Consider the following 26,980-nt stretch of genomic DNA (forward strand, 5'->3'; position numbering starts at 1 on the left):
CCGGGGGTTCTTGTTTGATTTGTATCTTGCCCAGCAGAGGCTGGTGGATGCACAGCCCCTCAGGCCCAGTCGTCGCCCAGATCCGCCCGCGCCCGGTCGATCCAGTGATCGGCCAGCCAGTCGCAGGGTTTGGAATAGCGGATGACCGACCCGCTGTACCCGGACAGTGCGTCCGTCATCTTGGGCCGACCGTGGAAACAGACGACGCGCGCATCGGCGGGCAGTTTCGGCGCGCGCAGATAGTTGGTCGGGAACGGGTTGCAGTCGTACTTGAAGGACACGACCCAAGGCTCTGGGATATAGGTGAAAACGCCGCGATCCATCGCCTTGTGCGAAGTATAGCGCTGCTCGGACCCGCGCGCTTTTTCCACCTCTTCGTAGGGGTTGGCGGCCAGATCGTCATAGAGGAACCCGTGCAGCGCCGGATCGAAGCGAAAGACAGATCCGTGCCCGGTAGGCCGCCCCTTACGCTTTTCCGTCCAATCGTGGCGCATGGCCACCGTTCCGGGGGCCAGATCGTGGATCTCGTCCAGCGATCCGGTGATCACCACATCGAGGTCAAAGCCCAGCACAGGCCCTTCGAGATCCGGCACCAGACCGGGCCGGAACAGCGAGGTCTTGCGCATCGCCCCCTGCCGGTTCGCCACCGCAAGGGCCGCGTTCATCGGTTCCAGGAAGGGTTCCACCGGCAGGTCCAGCACCTCGATATCCGGGTGCAGACCGTCCGCATGTTCGGTCATGACCATGAAACGCACCGGGCGCGACAGGTTGCGCCGCACGCCGGAATAAAGGCGGTTGACGTATTCGGGGCCAAACAGCGTGCCCCACTTGATGCACATGATATTGACCCGTGTCATCGCGCCCTTCCCTTTTCCGGTTCGGGCCAGATAACAACGCGCGGGCGGGAATACCAGCGCTTGCCGCAGCACATGCTCTGGGCTAACGTGCCGTCCAACCTGATCCCGAAGGGAGGACGTGATGGAGATTGCATCGACCCTCCGGGTTGCGCGCTGACACAAGGCCCGCCGCCCGTGCATGTGAACCGGACCGCCGCGCGCGGACCGTATCTGAATGCTTGAACGGGATTCCACCAAATTGACCGACTATACACTTGCCGACCTTGGATGGTCGGACCACTTCGCGCGCCAGCTGGATGGTGACGAAACGCTTACACCTCTGCGCATCACCGAGGTCCACCGCGACCGCCTGCGGGTGCTTGGCGCGAATGGCGCTGCGGAACTCATCCCCACCGAATCCTCTGGCGCCTATGTGGTTGGCGACTGGGTGCTGAGTGACGGGGTGCACGCGGTGCGCCGCCTGACGCCGTTTTCCGATCTGGCCCGCCGGGCAGCGGGACGCGACGCCGTGTTGCAACGCATCGCGGCCAATCTGGACACGCTGGCCGTGGTCACCAGTTGCAACGCCGATTTCAACCCCGCGCGGCTGGAACGCTACCTGGCATTGGCGCACAGCGCCGGTTGCCTGCCGCTGATCGTGCTGACCAAGTCCGACCTGGCCGAGGATGCGGGCGATTTCCTGCGCCGGGCCGAACGGATTTCGCCCTTGGCCAGTGCCATCGCGCTGGACGCCACCGACCCTGAAGACGTGGACCGTCTGACACCATGGTGCCGCGATGGGCAGACGCTGGCGCTTGTCGGGTCTTCGGGTGTGGGCAAAACCACCCTGCGCAACCTGCTGACCGGAGAGTCGGCGGAAACGCAGGCCATCCGCGAAGATGACGCCAAGGGCCGCCACACCACCACCACGCGCAGCATGGTGGCGACGCGCGCGGGGGGGTGGCTGATCGACACGCCGGGCATGCGCGAATTGCAGCTTGCCGGGGTCGAGGACGGCATCAGCGCCGTCTTCGAGGACATCGAGCAACTGGCGCAGGACTGCCGGTTCCGCGATTGCGCGCATCAGGGGGAACCCGGCTGCGCCGTGCAGGCGGCCATTGCGGCGGGGGAACTGGACCCCGACAGACTGGCGCGCTGGCAAAAGCTGCTGCGTGAGGACCGGTTCAATTCCGAAACCGTGGCCGAGGCGCGGGCACGGGGCAAGGCCTTCAACCGGATGGTCAAGGACGCGGTCGGCAAGAGCAAACGAAAGCGCGATCCGGGCGGTCTGGCCTGAGACAGCCGGGCAGGTCCAAAGCGCCTGCCCGGCAAATTTCCGCCTGCGCGCGCGTTTTTTGTGGTGCCGTAAGGTCACGCCGCGGTGCGGCAGCCCCTTGAGAGATTGAAAGCCGGAGCAGTTTCCCGCTACCCCCGTTAGCGCTAACTCAATTATTGGAGGCTCCCATGAGCACCCCCCAGATCGACACCGGCATGATCGCCGAAGCCGCCTATAACCTTTGGCTGGAAGAAGGTTGCCCGAATGGCCGCGACCAGGAACATTGGTTCCGCGCCACCGAGGCCCTGAAAGCCGCCGCCAAGCCGGCCCGCAAGCCCCGCGCCAAAGCCGCCGCGAAACCGGCCGCCAAAAAGACCGCGCCCAAGGCGGCAGCCACCAAGGCAAAAGCCGCTGACAAGCCCGCAGGCGAGGCAAAGACCGAAGCAAAACCGGCGGCCAAACGCACCCGCGCGGCTGCGAAACCGGCCGCCAAAACCAAAGCCGCAGCCGAAGCAGCCCCCGTCGCCGCGACAGCAACGGCCAAGCCAAAGACCACGCGCAAACCGCGCAAGGCCCCGGCAAAAACTGACACCTGAATTGAAATAACGGCGGGGAGTACTGCCCCCGCCGCCCTTTAGGTCAGGACGCCAGCGGCATCCGCCGTTCGACGATCTCGGCCCACCACGAGCAGCCTGCAGGAATCGCCTCGTCGTTGAAGTTGTACTCCGGATGATGGACCATCGCCGTGTCGCCGTTGCCGACAAGGATATAAGCCCCCGGACGTTCCTCCAGCATATAGGCGAAATCCTCGCCGCCCATGACCAGTTCGGCCTCTTCGACGCCGCCGGACACGGCCTTGGCCACTTCGCGGGCGAACTCGGTCTGCTCGGGGTGGTTGACCATGACCGGATAGCCCTTGTGGTAGGTCACATCGGCTGTGCCGCCAAAGGTCGCCGCCACGCCTGCCGCAATCGCCTGAATACGTTCTTCTGCCAGCGCGCGCATTTCCTTGGACTGGGTGCGCACGGTGCCCTTGATGTGGACCCGCTGCGGGATCACGTTGAACGCCTTGGACGAGGTTTCAAACGAGGTCACGGAGACCACCACCTGATCCACCGGATCGGCATTGCGCGAGGCGATGGTCTGCAGGCTGAGCACCAGTTGCGAGGCCATGACCGTAGTGTCCACGGTCTCATGCGGCTTGGCCGCGTGGCCTCCGCGCCCTTCGAGATGGATTTCGAATTGGTCGGTGGCTGCAAAGAACGCGCCTTCGCGAATCGCGAAAGAGCCGACCGGACGGCCCGGCCAGTTGTGCATGCCATAGACTTCCTGAATGCCCCAACGCTCCATCATGCCGTCGTCGCACATCTCCTTGCCGCCGCCGCCGCCTTCTTCGGCGGGCTGAAAGATTACCACGACCGTGCCGTCGAAATTGCGGGTCTCCGACAGGTACTTGGCAGCGCCCAGCAACATGGCGGTATGGCCGTCATGACCGCAGGCATGCATCGCGCCATCGGTTTTGGAAGCGTAATCAAGCCCGGTCTGTTCATGGATCGGCAGCGCGTCCATGTCGGCCCGCAATCCGATCACCCTGCCCGACCCGGTGCCGCGTCCCTTGATGACACCGACAACGCCGGTCCGGCCAATGCCCGTAACAACCTCGTCACAGCCGAAATCCTTCAGCTTTTCCGCCACCATGGCCGAGGTTCGATGGGTTTCAAAAAGGATTTCAGGGTTCTCGTGGAGGTCCCGCCGCCAGGCGGTGATCTCGTCCTGCAGTTCTGCAAAGCGGTTCTTGACCGGCATCGTTTGCTCTCCTTGTGATGGTATGATGGCGCGACCCTGCCAGCGCGCAGAGACCTGCGCAAGACGGGACGCGACGGGGTTCTGATTATTTTGACCTTTCGGTCAAATAAGGGGTCGCGCGCCTAGCCGATGGGCATCCGGCGCTCTGCCATCTCGGCAAAGAAACTGGCCCCCACCGGGATCAGCGCGTCATTGAAATCATAGGCCGGGTTGTGCAGGTCGGCGCTGTCCTCGCCATTGCCAAGAAACAGAAAGGCGCCGGGGCGCGCGGCCAGCATGTCGCCGAAATCCTCGCTGCCCATCACGGGGGCAACATCGCGCTGCACCCGGCCAGAGACCGCCTCTGCCACATCCGCAGCAATGCGGGCGTTTTCCGCCGTGTTCACCAGCGCGTTGACCCCACCGTGAAAGATCAACTCGGCCCGGCATCCATGCGCGGCGGCGGAGGCGGTTACGATCTCCTCCATACGGCTGTCGATCACCGCGCGGTCCTCCGGGTGGTAAAAGCGGATCGTGCCGATCAGGCGCACGGTATCCGGCAGAACATTGTAGGCGTAGGTGTCCGACCGGATGCCGCCGACCGTCACGACCGCCGGGTGCTGTGGGTCGATGGCGCGCGACACCACGCTCTGCAGGGCCATGACGATCTGCGCGGCGGCAAGATTGGTGTCCCGCGCCAGATGCGGCATCGCCCCGTGGCCGCCCTTGCCCGTCACCACGATTTCGAACTTGTCATTGGCGGCAAGAAAGGGTCCGGCCCGCGTCCGGAACTCGCCCACCGGCACGCCGGGCCAGTTGTGCAGACCGTAAACCTCCTGCACGTCAAACTCGTCGAACACCCCATCGGCCAGCATGGCCTTTGCGCCGCCACCGCCCTCTTCGGCGGGCTGAAACAGCGCCACGACCGTTCCGTCGAAATTCCGGGTCTCTGCCAGATAGCGCACCGCCCCCAGCAACATGGTTGTGTGACCGTCATGACCGCAGGCATGCATCTTGCCCGCGATGGTCGAGGCATGATCCGCACCTGTCTGTTCATGGATCGGCAGCGCGTCCATGTCGGCGCGAAACCCCACGACGCGCCCGGTCGCGTCGCTACGCCCGCGGATCACGGCAATGACCCCGGTCTGCCCCACGCCTTCGCGGACCAGATCGCATCCCATGGCGCGCAGCTTTTCCGCCACCAACGCGGCGGTTCGGTGCTCCTCAAATCGTAATTCCGGGTTTCGGTGGATGTCCTGACGCAGCGCGGTCAGGTCCTCTTGCCATTCGGCAATGCGGTTCTTGATCGGCATGACATGGCCCCCTTGGCTGTGACCAGCGTGACAGCCCGCATGCCCCACGGCAAGCGGCGTCAGAGGTTGGGACCGGGCACCAGCCTTGAGCCGTCAAAGAACCGTCCCATGCGGAACCGCGTCAGATCATGCCCCGGATCGCGCCCTGTCGCCAGATCCACGGCAATCCGGCCAAAACCCGGCCCCGCGCCAAAGCCATGCCCGCACATGCCGGTGACAACGGTCAGGCCGGGCAGTTGCGCGACCCGGTCCACAACCGGCACCACATCAGGCAGCACATCGATCATGCCGCCCCAGGTGCCGCGCGGGACCACCCGCCCGACCGCCGGATAGATCGTCGCGAACCGCTCTGTGATCTCATCCACTTTTGCCTCGTTCGGGCCGGGATCCAGAATGCGCATCCGCTCAAAGGGGCTGACCTCTGCCGCGCTCCAGTGGCGCGGCGTGGAAAAGGCATCGGGCCATCCGCGCGGCTGCGGCGGGCGCGGATGAACGTCAAATTCACCCGACATGGCCAGCGGCAGGTAATGCCGCGCGTGACGCAACAGGTCCGGACCAAGGTAAAGCTCGCCAAAGGCGGCGGGCGCCAGTGTGTAGCCGCCATCGGCGCGCGCGCGAAAGGCCAGCCGATCATCCACCGCCGCCGTGTCCACCACCTGCGGCAAGGGCTGTGTCGCCACCACGGTCGACCGCACTGACAATTGCGGAATATCCACGCCGTGCCGCCGCAGGAAGAGCGAGGACCACGCGCCCCCTGCCAGCACCACCGCCCCGGCCCGGATCCGGCCTGCCTCTGTGACGACGCCCGTCACCCGGCCTGCCTGCCGGTCCAGCCCGCGCACCGCGCAATGTTCCCGGATCAGCGCGCCCTCGGCCTGCGCCAACCGCGCCAGTTCCGGCACCGCGACCCAAGGCTCGCCCTTCATGTCCGTCGGCGTATGCAGCGCCCCGATCCAAGGCGCGCGCGGCAACCCGAGACGCCGCAACATGGTCTCGCGGCCCAGCAATTCAGAGCTGACGCCTAGTGGCCGCGCCGCCTGCAGCCAACCTTCGAAACCGGCCATCTCCGATTCGCGGTGCGCCAGGTAGGTCACGCCCACCGTCTTGACGCCCAGACGCCCGTGGCAATCGCGATCCAGATCCTGCCACAACTGCTGCGACTCCAGCGCGATCGGAATCTCGGCCAGATCGCGCCCCTGCACGCGGATCCAGCCCCAGTTGCGCGAACTCTGTTCCGCGGCGACCCGGCCCTTTTCCAGCAGGACTACCCGCAGCCCACGCCGCGCGGCGAACAGTGCCGCCGAAACGCCAATCACGCCGCCGCCGATTACCACCAGATCCGCCGCCTCGGGCAGGTCATCCCGAAACGTCAGGGCACCAGCAGCGCGAAAGGGGATTGTCACCGGTTCACGTGCCATCTCAGGCCAACCGCTCCAGCAACCGCTGCATGAACTGCCGCCCCTCGTCGAATTGCGCCAGCGTGATGTATTCATCCGGCTGATGCGCCACGGTGATGCTGCCGGGGCCGCAGACCACGGCCTTGTAGCCCGCCACCTGAAAATGACTGGCCTCGGTGCCGTAGCTCACAAAGTTTTCGGAATTGTCGCCGGTGATCTGGCGCACCAGCCCCTCGGCGGTGTTGTCCTCTTCCGGCGCAAAGGGCGGCAGGCTGAACTTCTCGGTCACCTCGATCCACGCCTCGGGGCGGATCGCCTGCATGCCCTTGGTCAGCTCCGCCACCTTTTCTTCGGTCAGGCGGCGCCACTGATCCAGCGTTTCACCCGGCACCACGCGATAGCCGAAACCGAACTCGCAGTCCTTGGCGGCGATGTTGTGGGCGGTGCCACCGTGGATCTGCCCGACATGCACGTTGGTGTAGGGCGGGTCGAACAGACCGGCCATGCCGACGGGCGCTGCCGCCGACAGTGTGGCGTTCATCTGGTTGGCCCAATCGATCATCTTGGCCCCCCACATGATCGCGCTGACGCCGGTGTGCAAAAGCGAGCTGTGGACTTCGAAGCCGTGCACATGCACCCAATAGGTCACGCCGCCCTTGTGGCCTGTGACCGCCTTCATCATTGTGGGTTCGCCGACGATCACATCCGATGCGCGGGGCAGCACCTGCATCGCCTTGATCAGCGGCGGGGCCCCGGCGCAGCCGATTTCCTCATCGTAGGACAGCGCGATCTGCAAGGGCCGGGTGACACCGCGCCTTTGCGCCTCGACCAGCGCCCAGATCGCCAAAGCGTCAAAGCCCTTCATATCCGTTGTGCCGCGGCCGAAAAGCTTGCCGTCCTTTTCGGTCACGGTGAAGGGATCGGTGGACCACTCCTGCCCGTCCACCGGGACCACGTCCGTGTGCCCCGACAGAATCACCCCGCCTTCGATCTCCGGCCCCACATGGGCGAAAAGCGCTGCCTTTTCCGGCTCATCGGGTTTGACATGACGGTGGACCGTGATGCCGTGCCCGGCCAGATAGGCCTGCACCCAGTCGATCAGCGGCAGGTTGATGTCGCGGCTGACGGTGGGAAAACTGACCAGCTTATCCAGCAGGGCGCGCGGGGACAGCACCTCGGGCATCGGGGACCTCTTTGTGTTGGTGTGCGTATCCCTGTCACGGCAGCCGGATGTCCGCAACCACGGGGTAGTGATCCGATGGCCAGTCCCCCGCCCGCCTGCCCCGCACTGCCCAAGGACCGTTCAGAACCGTCACCTGCGGGCTGTGCAGGATGCGGTCGAGGGCGGGCAACAGGTGCAGGCCCCGATTGAAATGAAAGCTCGCCCCATTGGGGTCGGTCAGTGTCAGGCCGGCCCTTTGCAGGGTCCGTACCGGGGTCCACCGCATAAAGGAATTCGTATCGCCCATCACGATCACCGGCATGCCGTCCGCCAGCGCCGGGGCGGCATGATCCGCAACGCGGGCTGCCGCATGGCGGCGTTTGAGGGCGTCGAAGAAATGGAAATGCACGTTGTAGACGCGAAAGACTTGCCCGCCACGGTCTTCGAACTCGGCCCAGGTGGCATGATAGATCCAGAACCCGCGTCTGCGTTTTTCCCGCGCCACGACATCGGGAGGGTCGTGGAAGAACCACCCATGATCGCGCAGCCGCAGCCTGTCGGTTCGGTAGAAGATCGGCTGTCGCGTTGGAAAGCGTCGCCAGTCGCCGCTGGCGGCCACCCCGTACCCGGGATTGCGCGACAACAGCCAGTCGCGGGCAAGGTTCACATCGCGGTTATCGTCCGGGCCGATGCTGACCATTTCCTGAAAGGCGACAAGGTCCGCATCCGTCTCCTTGAACACCGCATCCAGCGCATGTTTGCGGTCCTCCCAATCGGAAAGGGACCACGGGCCGCGCGCCTTTGTCATGCGGATGAAATGGACGTTGTGAGTGGCAATGCGCAGCGCATCGGGCGCGGGGTGCGGCGGACGGGACGGTGCGGCACACCCCGTCAGCAGTAACAAGCCCGACAGCGCGGCAATCAACCGGACGGCCGCGCGCATGATCAGCCGCCCTCCGGGACCGGCGTATCGCGCAACCATTTGCCGTCAAACCACTCCGTGTACCAATCTGGCCTGTCCGATTCGACGGCGCGCAGCACCTGCGCCGCCGCGCCGTAATCGTCGATCGACAGGCTGATATAGGGCTGATCGCGGCTGGGCATCAGGATCTGGATCTGGAACCCGCCGCGCCGAAAGAACCCGTTTCCCCGCTCGTTCCACTGAATCCCCGGCAGGTGCCGGTCAAACACCGTGCGGATATCCTCTGCCCCATCGAAGGCACAGGCCGGATTGGGCGGCAGCAGATCCTCGATCCCGAACCGGTCCCCCAGCGAGGGGTCATCGGGCGACGGCGGCGGCGGACCGTCAAAGCGGTAGATCCGGATCAGCGCCGCCATCCCCTGCCCCGGTCAGTAACCGCTGTCCGTGGTCAGGACAAAATGGCCCGGGCTGACCTCATCATAGCGCGAGGGCTCGGGCTCATAGTCAATCGGATGGATCGGCGAGGGAATCGGTTTGAATTTCAGGTCCTTTTCGGACTTGCGCTTGCGCGGGTCAGCGATGGGAACCGCCTTCATCAGGGCCTGCGTATAGGGATGGCGCGGGTCTTCGAACACGGCGCGGCGCGGTCCCAGTTCAACGATCCGGCCAAGGTACATGACACCGACGCGGTGGCTGACCCGTTCGACCACCGCCATGTCGTGACTGATGAAGAGATAGCCCAGCCCCAGTTCCGCCTGCAGCTCCATCATCAGGTTGATGACCTGCGCCTGCACCGAAACGTCCAGTGCGGAAACCGCCTCATCAGCCACAATCAGACGCGGGCGCAGGGCCAGTGCGCGGGCGATGGCGATCCGCTGCCGCTGACCGCCGGACAGTTCGTGCGGATAACGGCGCATGAAGCTGCGCGGCAGTTCGACCCGGTCGAACAGCTGCGCGACGTTGTCCATCACCGCCTGCCCTTTTTCGATGCCGTAGTTGTGGATCGGCTCGGCCACCTGATCGGCAAGCTGCAACTGCGGGTTCAAAGAGGCAAAGGGATCCTGAAAGATCATCTGCATGTCGCGCCGCGCCTCGCGCAGCGCCTCGGTCCCAAGGCTCATGATGTCCTTGCCATCAAGGTCGATCTTGCCCGACAGCGGTTCGACCAGCCGCAGGATCGACCGCCCGGCAGAGGATTTGCCGCAGCCGGATTCGCCCACAAGACTGAGCGTCTGACCCTTGTTTAGGACAAAGGACACGTCTTCGACCGCGTGAACATTGGCCACGGTGCGGCGGAAAAAGCCGCCCTTGACCGGAAAACGCGTTGTCAGCCCCTCGACCGTCAAAAGCGGCTGGTCGGTGCCTGGGATCGGACGCAGATCCTGATCGGAACGGCCTACCAGCTTCATCGGTTCGGGCAGGTCCTTGCCCGTCATCTCTCCCAGCTTGGGCACTGCGGCCAAGAGCGCCTTTGTATAGGGGTGCTGCGGATGCTCGAAGATCTGTTCGACCGGCCCTTCCTCGACCTTGTTGCCGCGGAACATGACGATCACGCGGTCGGCCATCTGTGCCACCACGGCCATGTCGTGGGTGATGAACATCACCGCCGTCCCGGTTTCCCGCTTCAATCGGTCCATGAGCGCCAGAATCTCGGCCTGAATGGTCACGTCCAGCGCGGTGGTCGGCTCATCCGCGATCAGCAGACGCGGCTTGCAGGCCATGGCCATGGCGATCACCACGCGCTGGCGCATGCCGCCGGAAAGTTCGTGCGGATATTGCGTCAAACGGCGTTCGGGTTCGGGGATTCGCACCTCGCGCAGCAGTTCGATTGCGCGGTCATCGGCCTGCTTTTTGGACATGCCGCGATGGACCCGCAGCCCCTCTGTCAGCTGTTTTCCCACGGTGAACACCGGGTTCAGCGCGGTCATCGGCTCCTGAAAGATCATCCCGATCTCGTTGCCGCGAATGCTGCGCATATGTTTCTGGTCCAGCGTGCGCAGATCGACCTCGCCGCCTTCCTTGCGGTCGAACAGCAGCCGCCCACCGGCGATGTCGCCGCCGCCATATTCCACCAGCCGCATCAGGGACAGCGACGACACCGACTTGCCCGACCCGGATTCGCCCACAACACAGACGGTCTCTCCGGGACCGATGTCAAAACTGACATCCTCGACGCCCAGAACCGGTCCGTCCTTGGTCTGGAACTCGACCCGCAGCTTTTCGATCCGTGCGATCGGCCCCTTCGACGTCCCCGTCGGCATGTCCAGCATGTCCCGCGCTCCCCGTGGTTTGCCAGTGGTTTGATTGCCGAGGCTATGGGCAGGCCACGGAGCCTGTAAAGGGGGCGGATGCTTTTACGTTAGGCAACGCTTGCAATTTGCGCATGTTATGCGTTCGATGGGCGGTGAGTGGGGTTTGCGGTACATCTATGGAACGAAGCGGTTGCAACGCCCGGTCCATCTGTTGAATCCTCCCCACCACAATCCAAAGGACCGGACTAAGCCGGTCGAGACCAACATGGAGTGACGTTATGAAACTCAAGACCCTGATGCTCGGGGCTGTGGCCGCGATGGCGTTTGCGCCTGCCGCATTCGCCGAGCGCGGTTCGGATGGCGAGGTGAAGATCCTGTATTGGCAGGCGCCCTCGATCCTGAACCCGTTCCTGTCGGGCGGCACCAAAGATGTCGAATCCTCGTCGATGATCATCGAGCCGCTGGCACGCTACAACGAAATGGGCGAGCTGGTTCCCTGGCTGGTTGAGGAAATCCCCACCGTGGAAAACGGTGGCGTCAATGCCGAGCTGACCCAGATCACATGGAAGATCACGCCCGGCATCCTGTGGTCGGACGGCACGCCCTTCACCTCCGAAGACGTGAAGTTCACCTATGAATACTGCACCCATCCCGAAGGCGGCTGTGCGCAGCTGACCAAATTCGAGGGTGTGACCTCTGTCGAGACGCCGGACGAAACCACCGTTGTCGTCACCTTCGGCGGCGCGACCCCCAACCCCTACGGCCCGTTTGTGGGCGGCGAAAGCCCGATCCTGCAGAAGGCCCAGTTCGAAGGCTGCGTCGGCGCGGCTGCCTCGACCTGCACCGATGAAAACTTTGGCCCGATCGGCACCGGCCCCTTTGTGGTCACCGAGTTCAAACCGAACGACGTGATCACCATGGTCGCCAACGACAACTACCGTGACCCGGCCAAGCCGGCCTTCGCCAGCGTGACCTTCAAGGGTGGCGGCACGGCCGCTGCGGCGGGCACCGCTGTCATGGAAACCGGCGAATTCGACTACGCGTGGAACCTGCAGCTTGCGCCCGACGTCATCTCCAAGATGGAACAAGGCGGCAAGGGTGTGCCGGTCGCAGGCTTTGGCCCGCTGCTGGAACGCATCATGCTGAACAACGCCAACCCCGATCCGGCACTTGGCCCGGATGAGCGTTCGGTCATTCGCCCGCACCCGTTCCTGAGCGATCCGGCAGTCTACAAGGCGATGTCGATGGCCATCGACCGCCCGCTGCTGGTCGAAGTCGGCTACGGTCAGGCCGGTCGCGTGTCCTGTTCCTGGGTCCCGGCTCCGGCGGCCTTTGCCGTAGATATCGAAGGCTGTGACGTGCAGGACATCGATGGCGCCAAGGCAATGCTGGACGCCGCGGGAATCGTCGACACCGATGGTGACGGCATCCGCGAAAAGGATGGTGTGCCGCTGTCGATTGTCTACCAGACCTCTGTCAACGCCGTCCGTCAGGACTTTCAGGCTCTGATCAAGGAATGGTGGGAACAGATCGGCATGGAAGTCGAACTGCGCTCCATCGACGCCTCGGTCTTCTTTGGTGGGGACGCCGGCTCGCCGGACACCTTCCAAAAGTTCTATGCCGACGTGGAAATGTACGCCAACACCTTCAACGGCACCGACCCGCAGGCCTACCTTGGCAACGGTCTGTGCGACAAGGCTCCGCGTCCGGAAACCCAGTGGCAGGGTGAGAACATCTCCCGCTTCTGCGACGAGGAATACGACGCCCTCCACAAGCAGCTGACCGAGACCGCCGACATGGCCGAGCGTTCGCGCATCGGCAAGGAACTGTCGCGCATGGCGTTCGAGCGTGGCGCGATGATCCCGCTGGTTCACCGTGGCCGTCTGTCGGCACATGCCAACAGCCTTGGCGGCGTCAAGCTGAACGTCTGGGACTCCGAGCTGTGGAACGTTGCCGACTGGTACCGGATCGGCGGCTGACCCATTGAGCCGGGGCGCCGCGGCGCCCCCTCCGCAGGCCGGGTATCCCCCGGCCTGCCCCCTTCGGCCACAAGGCCGCAAAATCTGAGGCGCCGATGCTCTCATTTGCGACACGCCGTCTGATCCTCTCGATCCCGACGCTTCTCTTCATCAGCTTTGTCATCTTCATGCTGCTGCAACTCGCCCCCGGCGACCCGATGGCGCAGGTCCCGCTGACCGTGCCCCCGGAGGTCAAGGAAAAGATGCGACAAGCACTTGGCCTCGGCGAGCCACCACTCGTGCAGTACTGGAAATGGCTGGTCCAGATGTTCTGGATCGAACCCAAGGTCTTTGTCGACTGGATGTTCGGTACGCAATTCGCGTGGCACTGGGAGGTTCCGGTCACCCCGTTGAGTGAAAACCAGCTGACCACGCTGACCGACGCGGGCCGTATCCGCGAGGTCGATGGCGTTTTGCAGGTGCTGGTGCAGGATCAGCGCGTGATTTCCTGGCAGACCCGGTCGCCGGTGATGGACATCGTGATCCAGCGGATTCCGCAGACGCTCTGGGTGGTGGGCACCGCCTATGTCGTCGCCATCCTCATCGCGCTGCCGGTGGGCGTCTACTCCGCTTACAAGCAGTATTCGATCTTCGACCAGTCCGGCACCTTTGTCACCATGATCGGCTTTTCGATCCCCCCCTTCTTCACCGGGCCGCTGCTGATCGTGATCTTTGCCGTGCAGCTTGGCTGGTTCCCGTCGAAATATGACACCACCCATGTCGTCAACGACTGGGATAGCTTCAAGGTGCAGCTGAACCAGATGATCATGCCCGTCATGGTGCTGGCGCTCCAGATCACTGCCCAGCTCAGCCGCTACATGCGCGCCTCTACTCTGGACAACCTTGGACAGGACTATGTCCGCACCGCGCGTGCCAAAGGGCTGTCAGAGGCGGTTGTCGTCACCTCTCATGTCGTCCGCAACTCGATGATCCCGGTGGTGACCGTGATCGCGCTGGGGGTGCCGTCGATCTTTGGCGGTGCCATCATCACCGAGAACGTGTTCAGCGTGAATGGCATCGGCCAGTTGCTGATCACGTGGCTGTTTGCCAACGACCTGCCGGGTGTCATGACCCTGACCTTCATCTTCGCCGTGCTGATCGTGCTCTTCAACCTGATCGCCGACATCCTCTACGGCCTGCTCGACCCGAGGATCCGCTATGACTGACAGCCCGCAGAACGACGTCATCCTTGGCGAAAACGCGCCCCTTCAGGCGATCGAGGCGCTCAAGGACAAGGAACCTTCCAAGCCGCCCCGCTCTCGCGGCAAGGACGTCTGGGACCAGTTCCGCAAGCACAAGGGCGCGATGTTCGGCCTTGGGTTCCTGACCTTCATCACCCTCGCGGTTCTGGTCGGCCCCTTCCTTTGGGACGCGGATCCGACCAAGACCGATATCCGCAACAAGAATTTCCGCCCGATCTACGTGGCGCTGTGGGATTCGGACGCCAAGACCGGCTGGTTGAAACCACTGGGGTCTGACCAACTGGGCCGCGACCAACTGGCCCAGATGCTGTCGGGCGGACGGGCGTCGATGGCCGTGGGCTGGGCGGCGATGATCCTCAGCCTTGTGATCGGCACCGCCGTGGGCGTCACGGCGGGCTATTTCAGACGGCTAGACGGCCCCCTTATGCGGATGACGGACCTGTTCCTGTCCTTGCCGATCCTGCCTTTGCTGCTTTTGGCCGTGACCCTGTTCCGACAACCGCTGAGTGCGAATTTCGGGCTGGAAGGCGGGATGTTCATCCTGATCGTGACCATGATCGCGATCACTTCCTGGATGCCGACGGCGCGCATCGTGCGCGGCGATATCCTTGCCATCAAGGAACGCGAATTCGTTCTGGCCGCCCGGTCGATCGGCACCACGCAGGGCAAGATCATCCGCCGTCACCTGCTGCCCAACGTGCTGTCGCCCATCATGGTCTCGGCCGCACTGGGGCTGGCCACCGCCATCATCACGGAATCGGCGCTGAGCTTCCTTGGCGTCGGCTTCCCCTCGGACTTCCCCACATGGGGCAAGATGCTGGCCGATGCGGTGGTGCGGATGGAGGAATTCCCCGAACGCGTCCTGCTGCCCGGGATCGCCATTTCGCTGACGGTGCTGTCGGTCAACTACCTTGGTGACGGTCTGCGCGACGCGCTGGACCCGCGGATCAGAGGACGCTGAACAGAGCAAACGGCAAGAGGGGCGGTTCGGAAACGGGCCGCCCTTCGTCTTTTGGGGCGCTTTCCGCTTGGCTTCCAGTTGCCCGGATCCCTCCTCATTCCGCCAGTTTGTAAAAAAGAATGAGATATGGCCCTGCCGCCCGCCACGCGAACAGCCGTCACAGGGCCTGGGCGAACCATCGGGCCCCTCATTCTCTCGCATCCGAAAATTCCAGAACGTTGTTCCGGATACTCTGCCTCGCCACATAGATCATGCCCTTGCCAAGCGACGGCAACCTCCTCATTTGGAACAAAATCCCGATTCACGTTTTCCGGAGGCTGCCATGTATGAATCACTGGGCTTCGAAAACCTGACCGCGCCACAGGCGGTGGTCTGGTTCGCACTGATCCTTGGGGCGGCCTTTGGCCTCTTGGCCGAGCGCACGCGCTTCTGCTTTCGCCGCGGCCTCGTCGGAGAGGATCGCCGCGCCGCCCTTGGCGTCTGGCTGACCGCACTGGCTGTGGCCATCCTCGGCACGCAAGGCGCCGTGGCAATGGAGTGGATCAGTTTCGACGATCACCGTTTCATGGCCGCCGATCTGCCCTATGCCGCGATCCTTGTGGGCGGCGCCCTGTTTGGCGCGGGTATGGTGCTGACGCGCGGCTGCGTCTCGCGCCTGACGGTGCTGACCGGCTCCGGCAACCTGCGCGCCCTGACCGTGCTGGCGGTCTTTGCCGTTGTCGCCCATGCCACCCTGAAGGGCGTGCTCGCCCCGGTGCGCCTGACATTGGCGGAACCGACACTGCCGCTGGGCGACACCGTCAGCCTCGCCGCCCTGCCCGGCGGCGCGCTGCTCTGGTCCGGGCTGCTGGCGATTGCGGCGCTGGCCTATGCGCTGCGCTCGGGCAACAGCCCGCTGATGCTGATCGGGGCGGCCCTGCTTGGCCTGCTTGTTCCGCTGGGATGGGTCGGCACCGGCTTTGTCCTCTATGACGACTTCGACCCGATCGCGATGGAAAGCCTCGCCTTTACCTCGACTTGGGCCGATACGCTGTTCTTCACCGTTGCTTCCACCTCGATCCCGGCTGGGTTCGGCGCTGGCCTGATCGGCGGCGTGCTGCTGGGCGCCCTGTTCTCCTCGCTGGCCGCGCGCCGGTTCCAGTGGCAAAGCTTTTCCTCGCCGCGGGAAACAGGCCGCTACCTCGCCGGTGCCACGCTGATGGGTGTCGGCGGCGTGCTGGCCGGTGGCTGCACCGTGGGCGCGGGCCTCTCCGGGGTTCCGACGCTCTCCATCGCAGCCTTGCTGGCCATCGGCGCCATCGCCGCTGGCGCGCTGCTGACCAATGCCGCGCTCACCGCCGCCCCGCGCGGCGCAGCCCTGCAACCGGCCGAATAACCCTCCAAGGGGTCTATTTACTGGTGAATCCCTTCGCGCGCCCGACGGGCGCGCGCCGGTCGACCCGCGCAAGCGGGGCGAAACCCGTCTCAGATCCGGTTACAGATCGGGGCCGCTGCCTTCTACATGGTGCCGTATACGCCGGATCATCAGCCAGACGATCGCGACCACCGGCAGAGTCACGACGGCCGTCATCGTCCCCTTGCTCAACCCAAGCACCTCGGCCACCGGGTACAGCAGGTATCCTGCCAGAGACACCGCGTAATAGCTGATCGCCACCACCGACAGGCCCTCGACCGTCTTCTGCAATTGCAACTGCAGTTCCGCGCGCTTGTCCATGCTCTCCAGCAACAGCTGGTTCTGGGCAGAGCGGCCAACCTCGACCCGCGTTCGCAGCAGATCGGCAGCCCGCGTGGCGCGGTTTGTCATGTTCTCCAAACGCCGCTCGGAGCTTTTGACCGTGCGCATGGCAGGATCGTAGCGCCGCGTCATGAACTCCTTGAACGTCTGCCGCCCCAGGAACCGCTCCTCGCGCAGGACCTCGATCCGCTGACCGACAATGGCCTCATAGGCCCCGGTCGCGCCCAGACGGAACGCCGTCCGCGCCGTCAGACTTTCCAGTTCCGCCGAAGCCTTCAGCAGGGCCTTCAACGTGTGCTCTTCGAGCCCGTCGTCCTCGGTCATGATCTGCATCAGACGGGTCAGCTCCGCGTCGATCTCTCCCAGCCGGGGGCCGATTTCGCGCACCCGCGTAAAGCCCAGCATCGACATCGCCTTGTAGGTCTCGATCTCGCACAGCCGCTGCACGATGCGCCCCACGCGACGGCGGCCGACGCCGTCCCGCGCAAAAACCGCAAACCGCTGATGGCCCGACGGATCGATGCGGAAATCGCCCGCCACAACAGCATCACTGTCGATCACGTCACTGACCGCCACGCTTTCCGGCACCAGCCAGTCGTTGATCATCCGGCTGATCGCCTCGTCGTCTTCGGGCCGCTGTTCGACGCGGAGCATGGCCGAGGTCACCCGGACGCCCGGTGCGCGTTCCAGCCAGTCCGATGGGAAGACGTCGAAATCTGCCGGGTCAAAAGGCCGTTCGCCCAACCCGTGCATGAAGACCGTGTAGGTGACGAATTCGGTATGCTGTTCCCACTTCAGGTGGTGCTGGCCGATCTGCCCCTGGTAATGCGTGGCCCCCGGCTGCGGATGCGGGGTTCCGTAGCGGTCCAGCAACTCGATCAGATGCGTCAGGTCCGCGCTGCGATCACGTGAGGCGGCGTCCTTGGGCTGTTTGACCGCAAGAAACATCGCGCGGCAGGGCGCTGTAAGCGAGGGAAAGGGGCGCGCGTGCAACTCATTGGCCAGCTTGTAACGCAGCGGGTGATCCTGGATGGGCGGCATGTCTCTGCTCCGGTGATTGGCGGCAATCTGGTATGCCGCAGGTGCAAAGTAAAGGCGAAAAATCAAATAGTTTCAGAGCGTTACCGGAATGCCATCGTATACCGAACCGGCCACGCAGAATCTGCGCCGAATCATGTGCTTACCGGTGTCGTCCGGCTGTAGCGCGTGAAGCTGGCGTAAGCCTTGCGGGGGCCGAACACCCGCCAGGTGACGTGCCAGTCCGGCCAACCGGAGAAATCGTAATGGCCGTCGTACTGATCCGGCGGGCACCAATGCGCCACGTCGCCACCCTGCGGCGGGACAGTATGAAACAGCCGCCCGTCTTCGAAATACACCGTCAGGTCCGTCCCCCAGCGATACCGCCGCTCTGCGTGGAACGGTCCCTGCCCCGCAAGCCAGAATTGCCCGGTCTCCACATAGATCGCGCCGTCCTCATCCGCGCGCCACTCTGCCGTGCCTTCGAACCTCCCCTCTGCGCCATCGTCCTGCCGGATCTGGCGCGTGATTTCCCACTTTCCCAGAAACGCGCTGAGTGCCCGTGCCGTCTGTTTGTCCTGCATACCTGTCCCGATGCTGCCCGCCCGATCTTGCAGGGCTAACATGCCGGCCCCCTGCAGGAAACGCTGCTGATTGCCCGGCACCCGGCCAAAAGGTGCACCGCCACTGCCCCCAATCGTCGCGGAATCGCCCCGCCCCATTGCCGACGCGAGGCTTGCGGCGTATGGCAGCGCACGCCGCAGTCCAGACGAGAGGTCCGCCATGATCCCCCGCTATTCCCGCCCCGAGATGGTCGCCATCTGGAGCCCCGAAACCAAGTTCCGCATCTGGTACGAGATCGAAGCCCATGCCTGTGACGCCATGGCCGATCTGGGGGTGATCCCCAAGGCCAACGCCGAAGCGGTCTGGAAGGCCAAGGACGTCGAATTCGATATCGACCGCATCGACGAGATTGAGCGTGAGACCAAACATGACGTCATCGCCTTCCTGACCCACCTGGCCGAGCATGTGGGCAGTGACGAAGCACGCTTTGTCCACCAGGGCATGACCTCTTCGGACGTGCTGGACACCTGTTTCAACGTGCAGCTGGTGCGCGCCTCGGATATTCTGATCAAGGATCTGGAGGGGTTGCTGGAGGCGTTCAAGCGTCGCGCCTATGAGCACAAGGACACCGTCCGCATCGGCCGGTCCCACGGCATTCACGCCGAACCCACGACGATGGGCCTGACCTTTGCCCGTTTCTACGCCGAGATGGACCGCAACCTCAGCCGGATGCGTGACGCGCGGGCCGAAATCGCCACGGGTGCCATTTCCGGCGCGGTCGGTACATTCGCCAATATCGATCCGGCGGTCGAAGAACATGTCTGCGACCAACTGGGCCTTGTCCCCGAACCGATCAGCACGCAGGTCATCCCGCGCGACCGCCACGCGGCGTTTTTCGCCACGCTGGGCGTGATCGCCTCCTCCATCGAAAACGTCGCAACCGAAATCCGCCACATGCAGCGGACCGAGGTGCTGGAAGCGGCGGAATTCTTCTCGATGGGGCAGAAGGGGTCGTCCGCGATGCCCCACAAGAAGAACCCGGTCCTGACGGAAAACCTGACCGGTCTGGCGCGTCTGGTGCGCATGGCCGTTGTGCCCGCGATGGAGAACGTGACGCTCTGGCACGAGCGTGACATCTCGCACAGTTCGGTCGAGCGCAACATCGGCCCCGATGCCACCATCACGCTGGACTTTGCGCTGGCCCGTCTGACCAGCGTCATCGACAAGCTGCTGGTCTATCCGCAGAACATGCTGGACAACATGAACAAGTTCCCCGGACTGGTCATGTCGCAGCGGGTTCTGCTGGCGCTGACGCAGGCCGGAGTCAGCCGCGAGGACGCCTATCGTCTTGTGCAGCGTAACGCGATGAAGGTCTGGGACCACCGGACCGATTTCCGCGAGGAGCTGCTGGCCGACGATGAGGTGCGAGCCGCGCTGTCCGAGGAAGAGATCAACGAGAAGTTCGACCTTGGCTATCACACCAAGCACGTCGACACGATCTATGCCCGGGTGTTCGGCGACTGAGGCAGTCGGCCGTTCCGCATAGAGACTGAGCAATAATCGCGCGCGGGATGTCACGATCTTGCGCGCGCCCCTGCGCCCCGACAACTTTCTTTTGGACGATTTCGGGCTGCGTGCTACCTTGCTGGCCATCCGATCAGGAGGACGAGAAAGATGAAGCTTAAGATGATTCTTGCGGCGGCCGCTCTTGTCGTATCGCCGACGCTGGCCCTTGCCGCCTGCAACGGCCACGCGGATCAGGTCATGACCTGCGCCGAAGGCATGGTCTATGACACCGCCACCAATACCTGCAAGGTGATGTCGAGCTGACGCCGCACAGGCGCCTTTGACAGGAAGACCGGGCAGCCCTGCGGCTGCCCGTTTCCTTTTGGGTCAGGACCGCTGGTCGCGGTCCACCATGTCCGAAAACGCCAGCAGCATCTCTTCCAGCCGGTCAAGTTCATCCAGCGCCTTTTGCGGATCGCGGCGCGACACGCGCGCGCGCACCATGCGCAGGGTGCGCAACATGCGCGACAGAACCGGTGCCATATCCTTGCCCAGACTGTCGCTGAAATCCGCCACCAGTCGCGCGCTTTCCGTATCGCGCAGGATTTCGCGCTCTTCCAGAAAGGCAGAGACCATGTCCCAGATGGTGCGCGTGTTGAGGTGATCCTTTGACAGGGCGGTGATGCCGTCGCTCAAAAGGCGCGGATCATCGTTGGTGACGACACAGATCATGGAATCGCGCATCCGGCCGTCGCGGTGCAGTTCCTCCGCAAAGTCCGCCCCCAGACCATCCGGCATCCGGTTGTCGAGAAGGATCAGATCGTACTTGCCCTGATCAAGAAACGCCCGCGCCTCTGCCAAGGTGGCGCATTCGTACATCTGCAGATCGGGGCGGTCGCGCGTGACGCAGCGCTTGATCATGTGGCGATCAAAGGTGTCATCATCGACAACAAGGCAAGTTGTTACCGTCTTTTCCAATGGCCCGTCTGCGGGATTGGGGCGCAGTTGCGGCTGCATTGGCGTCACCTCCGAAAATGAATTGGTGTTGAGCCTGTGGACCTGCCGCCTAACAGGGCCTTAACAGCGCACCGTATTTTACCATCAATTGCAGACACTTCCGGCATCGAAACGATCCATCAGCCTTAACGGGCCGGAAACCTTGTCGGTCTAGCACTGAGGTCGAAGCAACACCCCAAAGGTCGAGTCGCCCGGATGTCAGCCCTTGCCGCCCTTCCCGCCCCAACCGCCCCTCGCCCGGGCAAAGCGCCCCTCAGCCGCAAGGCAAAGGCCGCCATCATCGTGCAATTCCTGCTGAACGAAGGCGCCGATGTGCCCTTGTCTGCCCTGCCGGACGAATTCCAGGCCGAACTGACGACGCTGCTGGGCAACATGCGCTACATCGACCGCGATACGCTGAACACCGTGGTCGAGGAGTTTTCGAACGAGTTGGAATCCATCGGCCTCGCCTTTCCCGGCGACATGGCCGGGGCGCTGACCGCGCTGGATGGCAAGATCAATCCCCACACGGCCATGCGCCTGCGCAAGGAGGCCGGTGTGCGGCAAACCGGCGATCCGTGGCAGCGGATCAACGGGCAGGACATCGACCGGCTCAAGGATCTGGTGCTCTCCGAAAGCACCGAGGTCGCCGCCGTCATGATGTCGAAGATCGATGTGGGAAAGGCGGCGCAGGTGCTGGCCAAGCTGCCCGGCGACAAGGCGCGGCGCATTTCCTACGCGGTGTCGATGACCACCGGCGTCACGCCCGACGCGGTGGACCGGATCGGCCTGTCGCTGGCCGCGCAGATCGACGCAGAGCCGCCCAAGGCGTTCAAGGCACGGCCCGACGAACGACTTGGCGCCATCCTCAACTATTCCAACACCACCATCCGCGAGGAATTGCTGCAGAACCTCGAACAGGAAGATGCACAATTTGCCGAGGCCGTGCGCAAGGCGATCTTTACCTTCGCCAATATTCCCGAACGGCTGAACCCGATGGACGTGCCCAAGATCACCCGCGACGTGGACGCCGCCACGCTGGCCACGGCAATGGCCGCCGCGGCAGAGGGCGGTGACGGCGAACGCCAGACGATGGATTTCCTGTACGCCAACATGTCCAAGCGCCTGTCGGACAATATCCGCGAAGAGGCGCAGGGCCTTGGCAGCGTGAAACCGAAAGTGGGCGAACGCGCCATGGCGGCGGTTATCGCGGCGATCCGCGATCTGGTCGAGGTCGGCGAGATCGAGCTTGTGGACCCCAACGCCGACGACTGAGGCCATGCCGCTCCCCTTGCCCAGTGCGCTGGCCCTGCTTAGAACAGGCCCATCGGCGGAAAACGGGTGCAACACGTGGGCAAGAACGACGCGGCGGGACAAGACAGCAGCAAAGGCGGCTGGCAGGACTGGCTGTCCGATATGGCCTTGCGGGTGCTTGTCGGCTCTGTCGGGCTGTTGCCGGTGCGCGCACGGCTGAACCTTGTGGGATGGGTCGTGCGCCGGGTCATTGCGCCGCTTCTGGGCTGGTACGACCGGGTCGAGGCGAACATCGATCACGTCTGGCCGGAAACGCCGCCCGCCCGAAAGCGCGAGATTGCCGAGGCGGCGATCACCAACCTGGGCCGCGCCATTATCGAGAATTACGACCCGCAGGAAATGAAACGCCGCGGGGCCGCCTACCCGGTCACAGGGCCGGGGCTGCCGGCGCTGGAAAAGGCGGTGGCCGACGGACGTCCCGTGCTGCTGTTGTCGGGCCACTACGGCAACCCGGTCTGCGCCCGCAGCGCGCTGGTCGCGCGCGGCTACACCGTGGCGGGCCTGTTGCGCCCGCTGTCCAATCCCTATTCCAACGCCCGCTATATCCAGAACTACAAGGACGTCTGCGAGCCGGTTTTCGAACAGGGACGGCGCGGCACGATGGACCTGCTGAAATACATCCGCGGGGGCGGCGTGGCGGCCATGGCCTTCGACGTGTTCGAAAGCTCCGGCCCCGCCATCGACTTTCTGGGTCAGCCCGCCCCCACGGCCCTGTCACCTGCGGAGATCGCGCTCAAGACCGGGGCGCTGCTGATCCCCTATTTCGGCGTGCGCCGCCCGGACGGCTACGGATTCGACTGCGTCGTCGAAGAGCCGATCGCCGAAGGCGAACCGATCGAGATGATGAAAGAGGCAACGCGCCGGCTGGAGGCGTGGATCGAACGCGATCCGGGGCAATGGATGTGGACTCACCGGCGCTGGAAACCCAAGCGCCAGATGAAACGTCAGCGCAAGCGCGCCGCCGCCACGATGTGACCGTTCTTCGGGTCCTGCACCAGCACGACCACCGGCAGGTCTGCCGCCACGGTCACGCGGCCCTCATAGACGCCCTGCCCGTCCCAACGCGCCGCCACGTCCCAGCTTTGCACCACATGAGTATAGGACAGGGTGCGACCGGCGTTTTCGCCGCGCGCGATCTGGACTTCCTTGCGCGGAATGTAGCGCACGATGTGAATGTCACAGGGGCGCAGCGCGCCCGTCGCCTCGGCCCGGATGGCAATCGCGTCTCCGTCCCGTGACACCTGCAGATCGACGTGCGAGCCCTTCTCCAGATGCTTGCGGATCAGGGCGGCCAGCTTCATCGGGCGCGACCCGACGACATCGTCCTGCCCGTTGACCACCATTTGCGGCGTGTAGATCATCTTCCAGCCGCCGGTGCGCGCATAGGATTTTTGCCGGCGGGTAAAGGCGTGCTGGGCAAAAACATCCTTCCAGCCGATGTAATCCCAATAGTCGACGTGCAGCGCCAGCGGGATCACATCCTCGCGGTCGCCCAGTTCGGCAAGGATCGCATCCGCGGGCGGGCAGGAAGAACAGCCCTGCGAGGTGAACAGTTCGACCACCACAGGAGAGGTGTCGGCCGCAGCCGCGCCAGCGAGCGCGATCCAGCCTGCGGCCAAAATGCCTGTGATACGGGTCATAAGGCCGATGCCTCCGGTTCTTGTGTGCCTTTGCGGTCTACCCAACCCGGTTTGCGAACGCCAATCAAGGTTTTGCGAGAGCAAGTGAGGCGTTTCACGGGTCGGTGAGCCTGCACCTTCCTCAGGCGTTGCACCGGTTGCGCAAACACGCAAGACTGGAATTGCAGCGAAGTGCCGCAAATTGTGTGCGACGGTATACAAAAACGCCGCACCCCCCTTGATCGAGTCGCCCCCTTTGGGGCAAGAGGGGCGCAATCACTGCATATCGTCACCCCATCGGAGGTACCCATGACCATTACCGTAGGCCATGACAGCGCCAAGACGCGCAAGACGCTCGAGGCCGGAGGCCAGACCGTCGCCTATTACTCGATCCCGGCGGCCGAAGCGGCCGGTCTGGGCGAGTTTTCCAAACTGCCCGCCGCGCTGAAGGTGGTGCTGGAGAACATGCTGCGCTTCGAGGACGGCAAGACCGTCACCGTCGATGACATCAAGGCATTTTCCGACTGGGCCAAGAACGGCGGCAAAGGCGACCGTGAACTCGCGTACCGCCCCGCCCGTGTGCTGATGCAGGACTTCACCGGCGTTCCCGCCGTGGTCGACCTTGCCGCGATGCGCGACGGCATCAAGGCGCTGGGTGGCGACGCGCAAAAGATCAACCCGCTGAACCCCGTCGACCTGGTCATCGACCACTCGGTCATGATCGACGAATTCGGCAACCCGCGCGCCTTCCAGATGAACGTGGACCGCGAGTATGAGCGCAACATGGAGCGCTATACCTTCCTCAAGTGGGGCCAGACCGCGTTCAACAACTTCCGCGTTGTGCCCCCGGGCACCGGCATCTGCCACCAGGTGAACCTGGAATACCTGTCGCAGACCGTCTGGACCGACACTGACCAGAACGGTGACATGGTCGCCTACCCCGATACGCTGGTCGGCACCGACAGCCACACCACCATGGTCAACGGCGCCGCCGTTCTGGGCTGGGGTGTGGGCGGGATCGAGGCCGAGGCCGCGATGCTGGGTCAGCCGATCTCGATGCTGATCCCCGAGGTCATCGGCTTCAAGCTGACCGGCGCCATGATGGAAGGCACCACCGGCACCGACCTTGTTCTGAAGGTCGTGGAAATGCTCCGCGCCAAGGGCGTTGTCGGCAAGTTCGTGGAATTCTACGGCGAAGGTCTGGATCATCTGCCGCTGGCGGATCGCGCCACCATCGCCAACATGGCCCCCGAATACGGCGCCACCTGCGGCTTCTTCCCGATCGACGACGAAACCCTGCGCTACCTGACCAACACGGGCCGCGACAAGGACCGCATCGCGCTGGTCGAGGCCTACGCCAAGGAAAACGGCATGTGGCGGGACGCAGACTATGCGCCGGTCTACACCGACACGCTTGAGCTGGACATGGGCACCATCGTTCCGGCCATCTCGGGCCCCAAGCGTCCGCAGGACTACGTAGCGCTGACCGGCGCCGCGTCGGCCTTTGAAAAGGTTGTCGCCGACTTCCGCGGTATCGACGTATCGGACGACGCCAAAGACATGCTGGACGAAGGCCCCGCCGCCACCAAGCAGATCAACATCCACAAGACCGCAAAGGTCGAGGGTGAAGATTACGAACTCCGTGACGGGTCGGTCGTGATCGCCTCGATCACCTCCTGCACCAACACCTCGAACCCCTACGTCATGATCGGCGCAGGCCTCGTGGCCCGCAAGGCCGCGGCCCTTGGCCTGACACGCAAGCCCTGGGTCAAGACCTCGCTGGCACCGGGTTCGCAGGTCGTGTCCGCCTACCTGGAGGCCGCAGGCCTGCAAGAAGATCTGGACAAGATCGGCTTCAACCTCGTCGGTTACGGCTGCACCACCTGCATCGGCAACTCCGGTCCGCTGCAGTCCGAGATCTCGAAGGCCATCAACGACAACGACCTGATCGCCACCTCGGTCCTGTCGGGCAACCGCAACTTCGAAGGCCGTATCAGCCCCGATGTGCGCGCCAACTACCTTGCCTCGCCGCCGCTGGTCGTGGCCTACGCGCTGGCCGGTGACATGAACATCGACATCACCAGCGAGCCGATCGCCCAGACGCCGGACGGCAAGGACGTCTACCTGAAAGACATCTGGCCGACGACAAAGGAAGTCGCCGATCTGGTGCAGGAAACCGTCACCCGCGAGGCGTTCCAGTCCAAGTATGCGGACGTCTTCAAGGGCGACGAAAAATGGCAGGGCGTCGAGGTTCCGCAACAGGAAACCTATGACTGGCCGTCGACCTCGACCTACATCCAGAACCCGCCCTACTTCCAGGGTATGGGCAAGGAAAAGGGTGAGATCACCAACATCGAAGGCGCGCGTGTCCTCGCCCTCTTGGGCGACATGATCACCACCGACCACATCTCTCCGGCCGGGTCCTTCAAGGACACCACACCGGCGGGCAAGTACCTGACAGAGCGTCAGGTGCCCCAGCGCGAGTTCAACTCCTACGGCTCGCGTCGCGGCAACCACGAAGTCATGATGCGCGGCACCTTCGCCAACATCCGCATCAAGAACGAGATGCTGGACGGCGTCGAGGGCGGCTATACCAAGGGCCCCGACGGCAACCAGACCTCGATCTTCGACGCGGCCATGGCCTACAAGGATCAGGGCACCCCGCTGGTGATCTTCGGCGGCGAACAGTACGGCGCGGGTTCCTCGCGTGACTGGGCGGCCAAGGGCACGGCCCTGCTGGGCGTCAAGGCGGTCATCGCGGAATCGTTCGAACGTATCCACCGCTCGAACCTCGTCGGCATGGGCGTCATCCCGTTCGAGTTCACCGGCGGCGACACCCGCAAATCGCTGGGCCTGACCGGCGAAGAGACCGTTTCGATCACCGGTCTGGACACCGTGCAGCCGCTGCAAGAGGTGCCCTGCACCATCACCATGGCGGATGGCTCCACCAAGGAGATCACGCTGAAGTGCCGGATCGATACTGCCATCGAGGTGGAATACATCGAACACGGCGGCGTTCTGCACTACGTGCTGCGCAACCTCGCGCAAGAGCCGATCGCGGCAGAATGATCTGACCGATTAACCTACAAGAAAGGGCGCCTTCGG

23 protein-coding genes are annotated in these 26,980 nt (G+C 64.0%); 11 read left to right on the forward strand and 12 right to left on the reverse strand.

What is annotated here, in order from left to right:
* Positions 1-59 precede the first annotated feature (59 nt).
* Positions 60-857 (reverse strand): glycosyl transferase, encoded by a 798-nt coding sequence (locus tag ACTXGA_RS01755; RefSeq protein ID WP_443391375.1) that lies wholly within the window; start codon positions 855-857, stop codon positions 60-62.
* Positions 858-1,095: 238 nt separating this feature from the next.
* Here ACTXGA_RS01755 and rsgA point away from each other — a divergent pair, with 238 nt between their 5' ends.
* Positions 1,096-2,133: a ribosome small subunit-dependent GTPase A gene (rsgA, locus tag ACTXGA_RS01760; RefSeq protein WP_443391376.1), complete on the forward strand. Its 1,038-nt coding sequence runs from the start codon at positions 1,096-1,098 to the stop codon at positions 2,131-2,133.
* A 167-nt stretch (positions 2,134-2,300) separates the two neighbouring features.
* Positions 2,301-2,708, forward strand: a complete 408-nt coding sequence (locus ACTXGA_RS01765) for a DUF2934 domain-containing protein (RefSeq protein ID WP_443391377.1) — start codon at positions 2,301-2,303, stop codon at positions 2,706-2,708.
* A 43-nt stretch (positions 2,709-2,751) separates the two neighbouring features.
* On the opposite strand, the gene ACTXGA_RS01770 is transcribed toward ACTXGA_RS01765, so the two are convergent.
* The 7 genes from ACTXGA_RS01770 to ACTXGA_RS01800 all read right to left on the reverse strand — a co-directional run bounded on the left by ACTXGA_RS01770 (position 2,752) and on the right by ACTXGA_RS01800 (position 10,961).
* Positions 2,752-3,918, reverse strand: a complete 1,167-nt coding sequence (locus ACTXGA_RS01770) for a M20 aminoacylase family protein (protein WP_443391378.1) — start codon at positions 3,916-3,918, stop codon at positions 2,752-2,754.
* Positions 3,919-4,040: 122 nt separating this feature from the next.
* Entirely contained in the window at positions 4,041-5,210 is a 1,170-nt protein-coding gene (locus tag ACTXGA_RS01775) for a M20 aminoacylase family protein (RefSeq protein ID WP_443391379.1), read from the reverse strand.
* Positions 5,211-5,269: 59 nt separating this feature from the next.
* Positions 5,270-6,628, reverse strand: coding sequence for an NAD(P)/FAD-dependent oxidoreductase (locus tag ACTXGA_RS01780; RefSeq protein ID WP_443391380.1), 1,359 nt, complete (start codon positions 6,626-6,628; stop codon positions 5,270-5,272).
* 1 nt (position 6,629) lies between these two features.
* A complete protein-coding gene (gene argE, locus ACTXGA_RS01785; protein ID WP_443391381.1) occupies positions 6,630-7,790 on the reverse strand; it encodes an acetylornithine deacetylase in 1,161 nt (386 codons plus the stop codon).
* A 34-nt stretch (positions 7,791-7,824) separates the two neighbouring features.
* Complete coding sequence (locus ACTXGA_RS01790; RefSeq protein WP_443391382.1) at positions 7,825-8,712, reverse strand: endonuclease/exonuclease/phosphatase family protein; 888 nt, start codon at positions 8,710-8,712, stop codon at positions 7,825-7,827.
* Positions 8,713-8,714: 2 nt separating this feature from the next.
* Positions 8,715-9,107, reverse strand: a complete 393-nt coding sequence (locus tag ACTXGA_RS01795; RefSeq protein ID WP_443391383.1) for a hypothetical protein — start codon at positions 9,105-9,107, stop codon at positions 8,715-8,717.
* Positions 9,108-9,119: 12 nt separating this feature from the next.
* Complete coding sequence (locus tag ACTXGA_RS01800) at positions 9,120-10,961, reverse strand: ABC transporter ATP-binding protein (RefSeq protein WP_443391384.1); 1,842 nt, start codon at positions 10,959-10,961, stop codon at positions 9,120-9,122.
* Positions 10,962-11,221: 260 nt separating this feature from the next.
* On the opposite strand from ACTXGA_RS01800, the gene ACTXGA_RS01805 reads away from it, so the two are divergent.
* The 4 genes from ACTXGA_RS01805 (at position 11,222) to ACTXGA_RS01820 (ending at position 16,499) form a co-directional block, all read left to right on the forward strand.
* Positions 11,222-12,922 carry a peptide ABC transporter substrate-binding protein gene (locus ACTXGA_RS01805; RefSeq protein WP_443391385.1) on the forward strand — a complete coding sequence of 567 codons (1,701 nt, stop codon included), beginning with the start codon at positions 11,222-11,224 and terminating at the stop codon, positions 12,920-12,922.
* Between the two features lie 95 nt (positions 12,923-13,017).
* Positions 13,018-14,127, forward strand: a complete 1,110-nt coding sequence (locus tag ACTXGA_RS01810) for an ABC transporter permease (protein ID WP_443391387.1) — start codon at positions 13,018-13,020, stop codon at positions 14,125-14,127.
* Positions 14,120-15,124: an ABC transporter permease gene (locus tag ACTXGA_RS01815; RefSeq protein ID WP_443391389.1), complete on the forward strand. Its 1,005-nt coding sequence runs from the start codon at positions 14,120-14,122 to the stop codon at positions 15,122-15,124. Before ACTXGA_RS01810 ends, ACTXGA_RS01815 begins: the two co-directional genes overlap by 8 nt.
* 322 nt (positions 15,125-15,446) lie before the next feature.
* The gene (locus ACTXGA_RS01820; protein ID WP_443391390.1) at positions 15,447-16,499 is read left to right on the forward strand and encodes a YeeE/YedE family protein; all 1,053 of its coding nucleotides are present in this window, start codon (positions 15,447-15,449) and stop codon (positions 16,497-16,499) included.
* A gap of 99 nt (positions 16,500-16,598) precedes the next feature.
* Here ACTXGA_RS01820 and ACTXGA_RS01825 read toward each other — a convergent pair whose 3' ends face one another.
* On the reverse strand, positions 16,599-17,900 hold the full coding sequence (locus ACTXGA_RS01825; protein WP_443391392.1) for a DUF3422 family protein: 1,302 nt from the start codon (positions 17,898-17,900) through the stop codon (positions 16,599-16,601).
* A gap of 131 nt (positions 17,901-18,031) precedes the next feature.
* Positions 18,032-18,502, reverse strand: coding sequence for a DUF6314 family protein (locus ACTXGA_RS01830; RefSeq protein ID WP_443391393.1), 471 nt, complete (start codon positions 18,500-18,502; stop codon positions 18,032-18,034).
* A 157-nt stretch (positions 18,503-18,659) separates the two neighbouring features.
* Between ACTXGA_RS01830 and purB the strand changes: the two genes are divergently transcribed.
* Both purB and ACTXGA_RS01840 read left to right on the forward strand, forming a co-directional pair.
* Positions 18,660-19,964: an adenylosuccinate lyase gene (gene purB / locus ACTXGA_RS01835; protein WP_443391395.1), complete on the forward strand. Its 1,305-nt coding sequence runs from the start codon at positions 18,660-18,662 to the stop codon at positions 19,962-19,964.
* A gap of 150 nt (positions 19,965-20,114) precedes the next feature.
* Positions 20,115-20,270 carry a carbohydrate-binding module family 14 protein gene (locus ACTXGA_RS01840; RefSeq protein WP_443391397.1) on the forward strand — a complete coding sequence of 52 codons (156 nt, stop codon included), beginning with the start codon at positions 20,115-20,117 and terminating at the stop codon, positions 20,268-20,270.
* Positions 20,271-20,333: 63 nt separating this feature from the next.
* Here ACTXGA_RS01840 and ACTXGA_RS01845 read toward each other — a convergent pair whose 3' ends face one another.
* Positions 20,334-20,963 carry a response regulator gene (locus ACTXGA_RS01845; RefSeq protein WP_443391399.1) on the reverse strand — a complete coding sequence of 210 codons (630 nt, stop codon included), beginning with the start codon at positions 20,961-20,963 and terminating at the stop codon, positions 20,334-20,336.
* Between the two features lie 195 nt (positions 20,964-21,158).
* Between ACTXGA_RS01845 and ACTXGA_RS01850 the strand changes: the two genes are divergently transcribed.
* The gene (locus ACTXGA_RS01850; protein ID WP_443391401.1) at positions 21,159-22,217 is read left to right on the forward strand and encodes a FliG C-terminal domain-containing protein; all 1,059 of its coding nucleotides are present in this window, start codon (positions 21,159-21,161) and stop codon (positions 22,215-22,217) included.
* A 75-nt stretch (positions 22,218-22,292) separates the two neighbouring features.
* Complete coding sequence (locus ACTXGA_RS01855; RefSeq protein ID WP_443391403.1) at positions 22,293-23,231, forward strand: lysophospholipid acyltransferase family protein; 939 nt, start codon at positions 22,293-22,295, stop codon at positions 23,229-23,231.
* Here ACTXGA_RS01855 and ACTXGA_RS01860 read toward each other — a convergent pair.
* Entirely contained in the window at positions 23,201-23,896 is a 696-nt protein-coding gene (locus ACTXGA_RS01860) for a DUF1223 domain-containing protein (protein ID WP_443391404.1), read from the reverse strand. The two genes, ACTXGA_RS01855 and ACTXGA_RS01860, sit on opposite strands and share 31 nt — an antisense overlap.
* A gap of 288 nt (positions 23,897-24,184) precedes the next feature.
* Here ACTXGA_RS01860 and acnA point away from each other — a divergent pair, with 288 nt between their 5' ends.
* Positions 24,185-26,944, forward strand: a complete 2,760-nt coding sequence (gene acnA / locus ACTXGA_RS01865) for an aconitate hydratase AcnA (protein WP_443391406.1) — start codon at positions 24,185-24,187, stop codon at positions 26,942-26,944.
* Positions 26,945-26,980 lie beyond the last annotated feature (36 nt).

It is taken from the genome of Antarctobacter jejuensis, assembly GCF_052266595.1.
GTDB lineage: Bacteria > Pseudomonadota > Alphaproteobacteria > Rhodobacterales > Rhodobacteraceae > Antarctobacter > Antarctobacter jejuensis.

Bases quoted from the DNA above. Each gene is read 5' to 3' on its own strand.
- ACTXGA_RS01755 (WP_443391375.1), bottom strand. From the start codon at position 857: ATGACACGGGTCAATATCATGTGCATCAAGTGGGGCACGCTGTTTGGC.
- ACTXGA_RS01765 (WP_443391377.1), top strand. From the start codon at position 2,301: ATGAGCACCCCCCAGATCGACACCGGCATGATCGCCGAAGCCGCCTAT.
- ACTXGA_RS01770 (WP_443391378.1), bottom strand. From the start codon at position 3,918: ATGCCGGTCAAGAACCGCTTTGCAGAACTGCAGGACGAGATCACCGCC.
- ACTXGA_RS01775 (WP_443391379.1), bottom strand. From the start codon at position 5,210: ATGCCGATCAAGAACCGCATTGCCGAATGGCAAGAGGACCTGACCGCG.
- ACTXGA_RS01780 (WP_443391380.1), bottom strand. From the start codon at position 6,628: ATGGCACGTGAACCGGTGACAATCCCCTTTCGCGCTGCTGGTGCCCTG.
- argE (WP_443391381.1), bottom strand. From the start codon at position 7,790: ATGCCCGAGGTGCTGTCCCCGCGCGCCCTGCTGGATAAGCTGGTCAGT.
- ACTXGA_RS01790 (WP_443391382.1), bottom strand. From the start codon at position 8,712: ATGCGCGCGGCCGTCCGGTTGATTGCCGCGCTGTCGGGCTTGTTACTG.
- ACTXGA_RS01795 (WP_443391383.1), bottom strand. From the start codon at position 9,107: ATGGCGGCGCTGATCCGGATCTACCGCTTTGACGGTCCGCCGCCGCCG.
- ACTXGA_RS01800 (WP_443391384.1), bottom strand. From the start codon at position 10,961: ATGCTGGACATGCCGACGGGGACGTCGAAGGGGCCGATCGCACGGATC.
- ACTXGA_RS01805 (WP_443391385.1), top strand. From the start codon at position 11,222: ATGAAACTCAAGACCCTGATGCTCGGGGCTGTGGCCGCGATGGCGTTT.
- ACTXGA_RS01810 (WP_443391387.1), top strand. From the start codon at position 13,018: ATGCTCTCATTTGCGACACGCCGTCTGATCCTCTCGATCCCGACGCTT.
- ACTXGA_RS01815 (WP_443391389.1), top strand. From the start codon at position 14,120: ATGACTGACAGCCCGCAGAACGACGTCATCCTTGGCGAAAACGCGCCC.
- ACTXGA_RS01820 (WP_443391390.1), top strand. From the start codon at position 15,447: ATGTATGAATCACTGGGCTTCGAAAACCTGACCGCGCCACAGGCGGTG.
- ACTXGA_RS01825 (WP_443391392.1), bottom strand. From the start codon at position 17,900: ATGCCGCCCATCCAGGATCACCCGCTGCGTTACAAGCTGGCCAATGAG.
- ACTXGA_RS01830 (WP_443391393.1), bottom strand. From the start codon at position 18,502: ATGTTAGCCCTGCAAGATCGGGCGGGCAGCATCGGGACAGGTATGCAG.
- purB (WP_443391395.1), top strand. From the start codon at position 18,660: ATGATCCCCCGCTATTCCCGCCCCGAGATGGTCGCCATCTGGAGCCCC.
- ACTXGA_RS01840 (WP_443391397.1), top strand. From the start codon at position 20,115: ATGAAGCTTAAGATGATTCTTGCGGCGGCCGCTCTTGTCGTATCGCCG.
- ACTXGA_RS01845 (WP_443391399.1), bottom strand. From the start codon at position 20,963: ATGCAGCCGCAACTGCGCCCCAATCCCGCAGACGGGCCATTGGAAAAG.
- ACTXGA_RS01850 (WP_443391401.1), top strand. From the start codon at position 21,159: ATGTCAGCCCTTGCCGCCCTTCCCGCCCCAACCGCCCCTCGCCCGGGC.
- ACTXGA_RS01860 (WP_443391404.1), bottom strand. From the start codon at position 23,896: ATGACCCGTATCACAGGCATTTTGGCCGCAGGCTGGATCGCGCTCGCT.
- acnA (WP_443391406.1), top strand. From the start codon at position 24,185: ATGACCATTACCGTAGGCCATGACAGCGCCAAGACGCGCAAGACGCTC.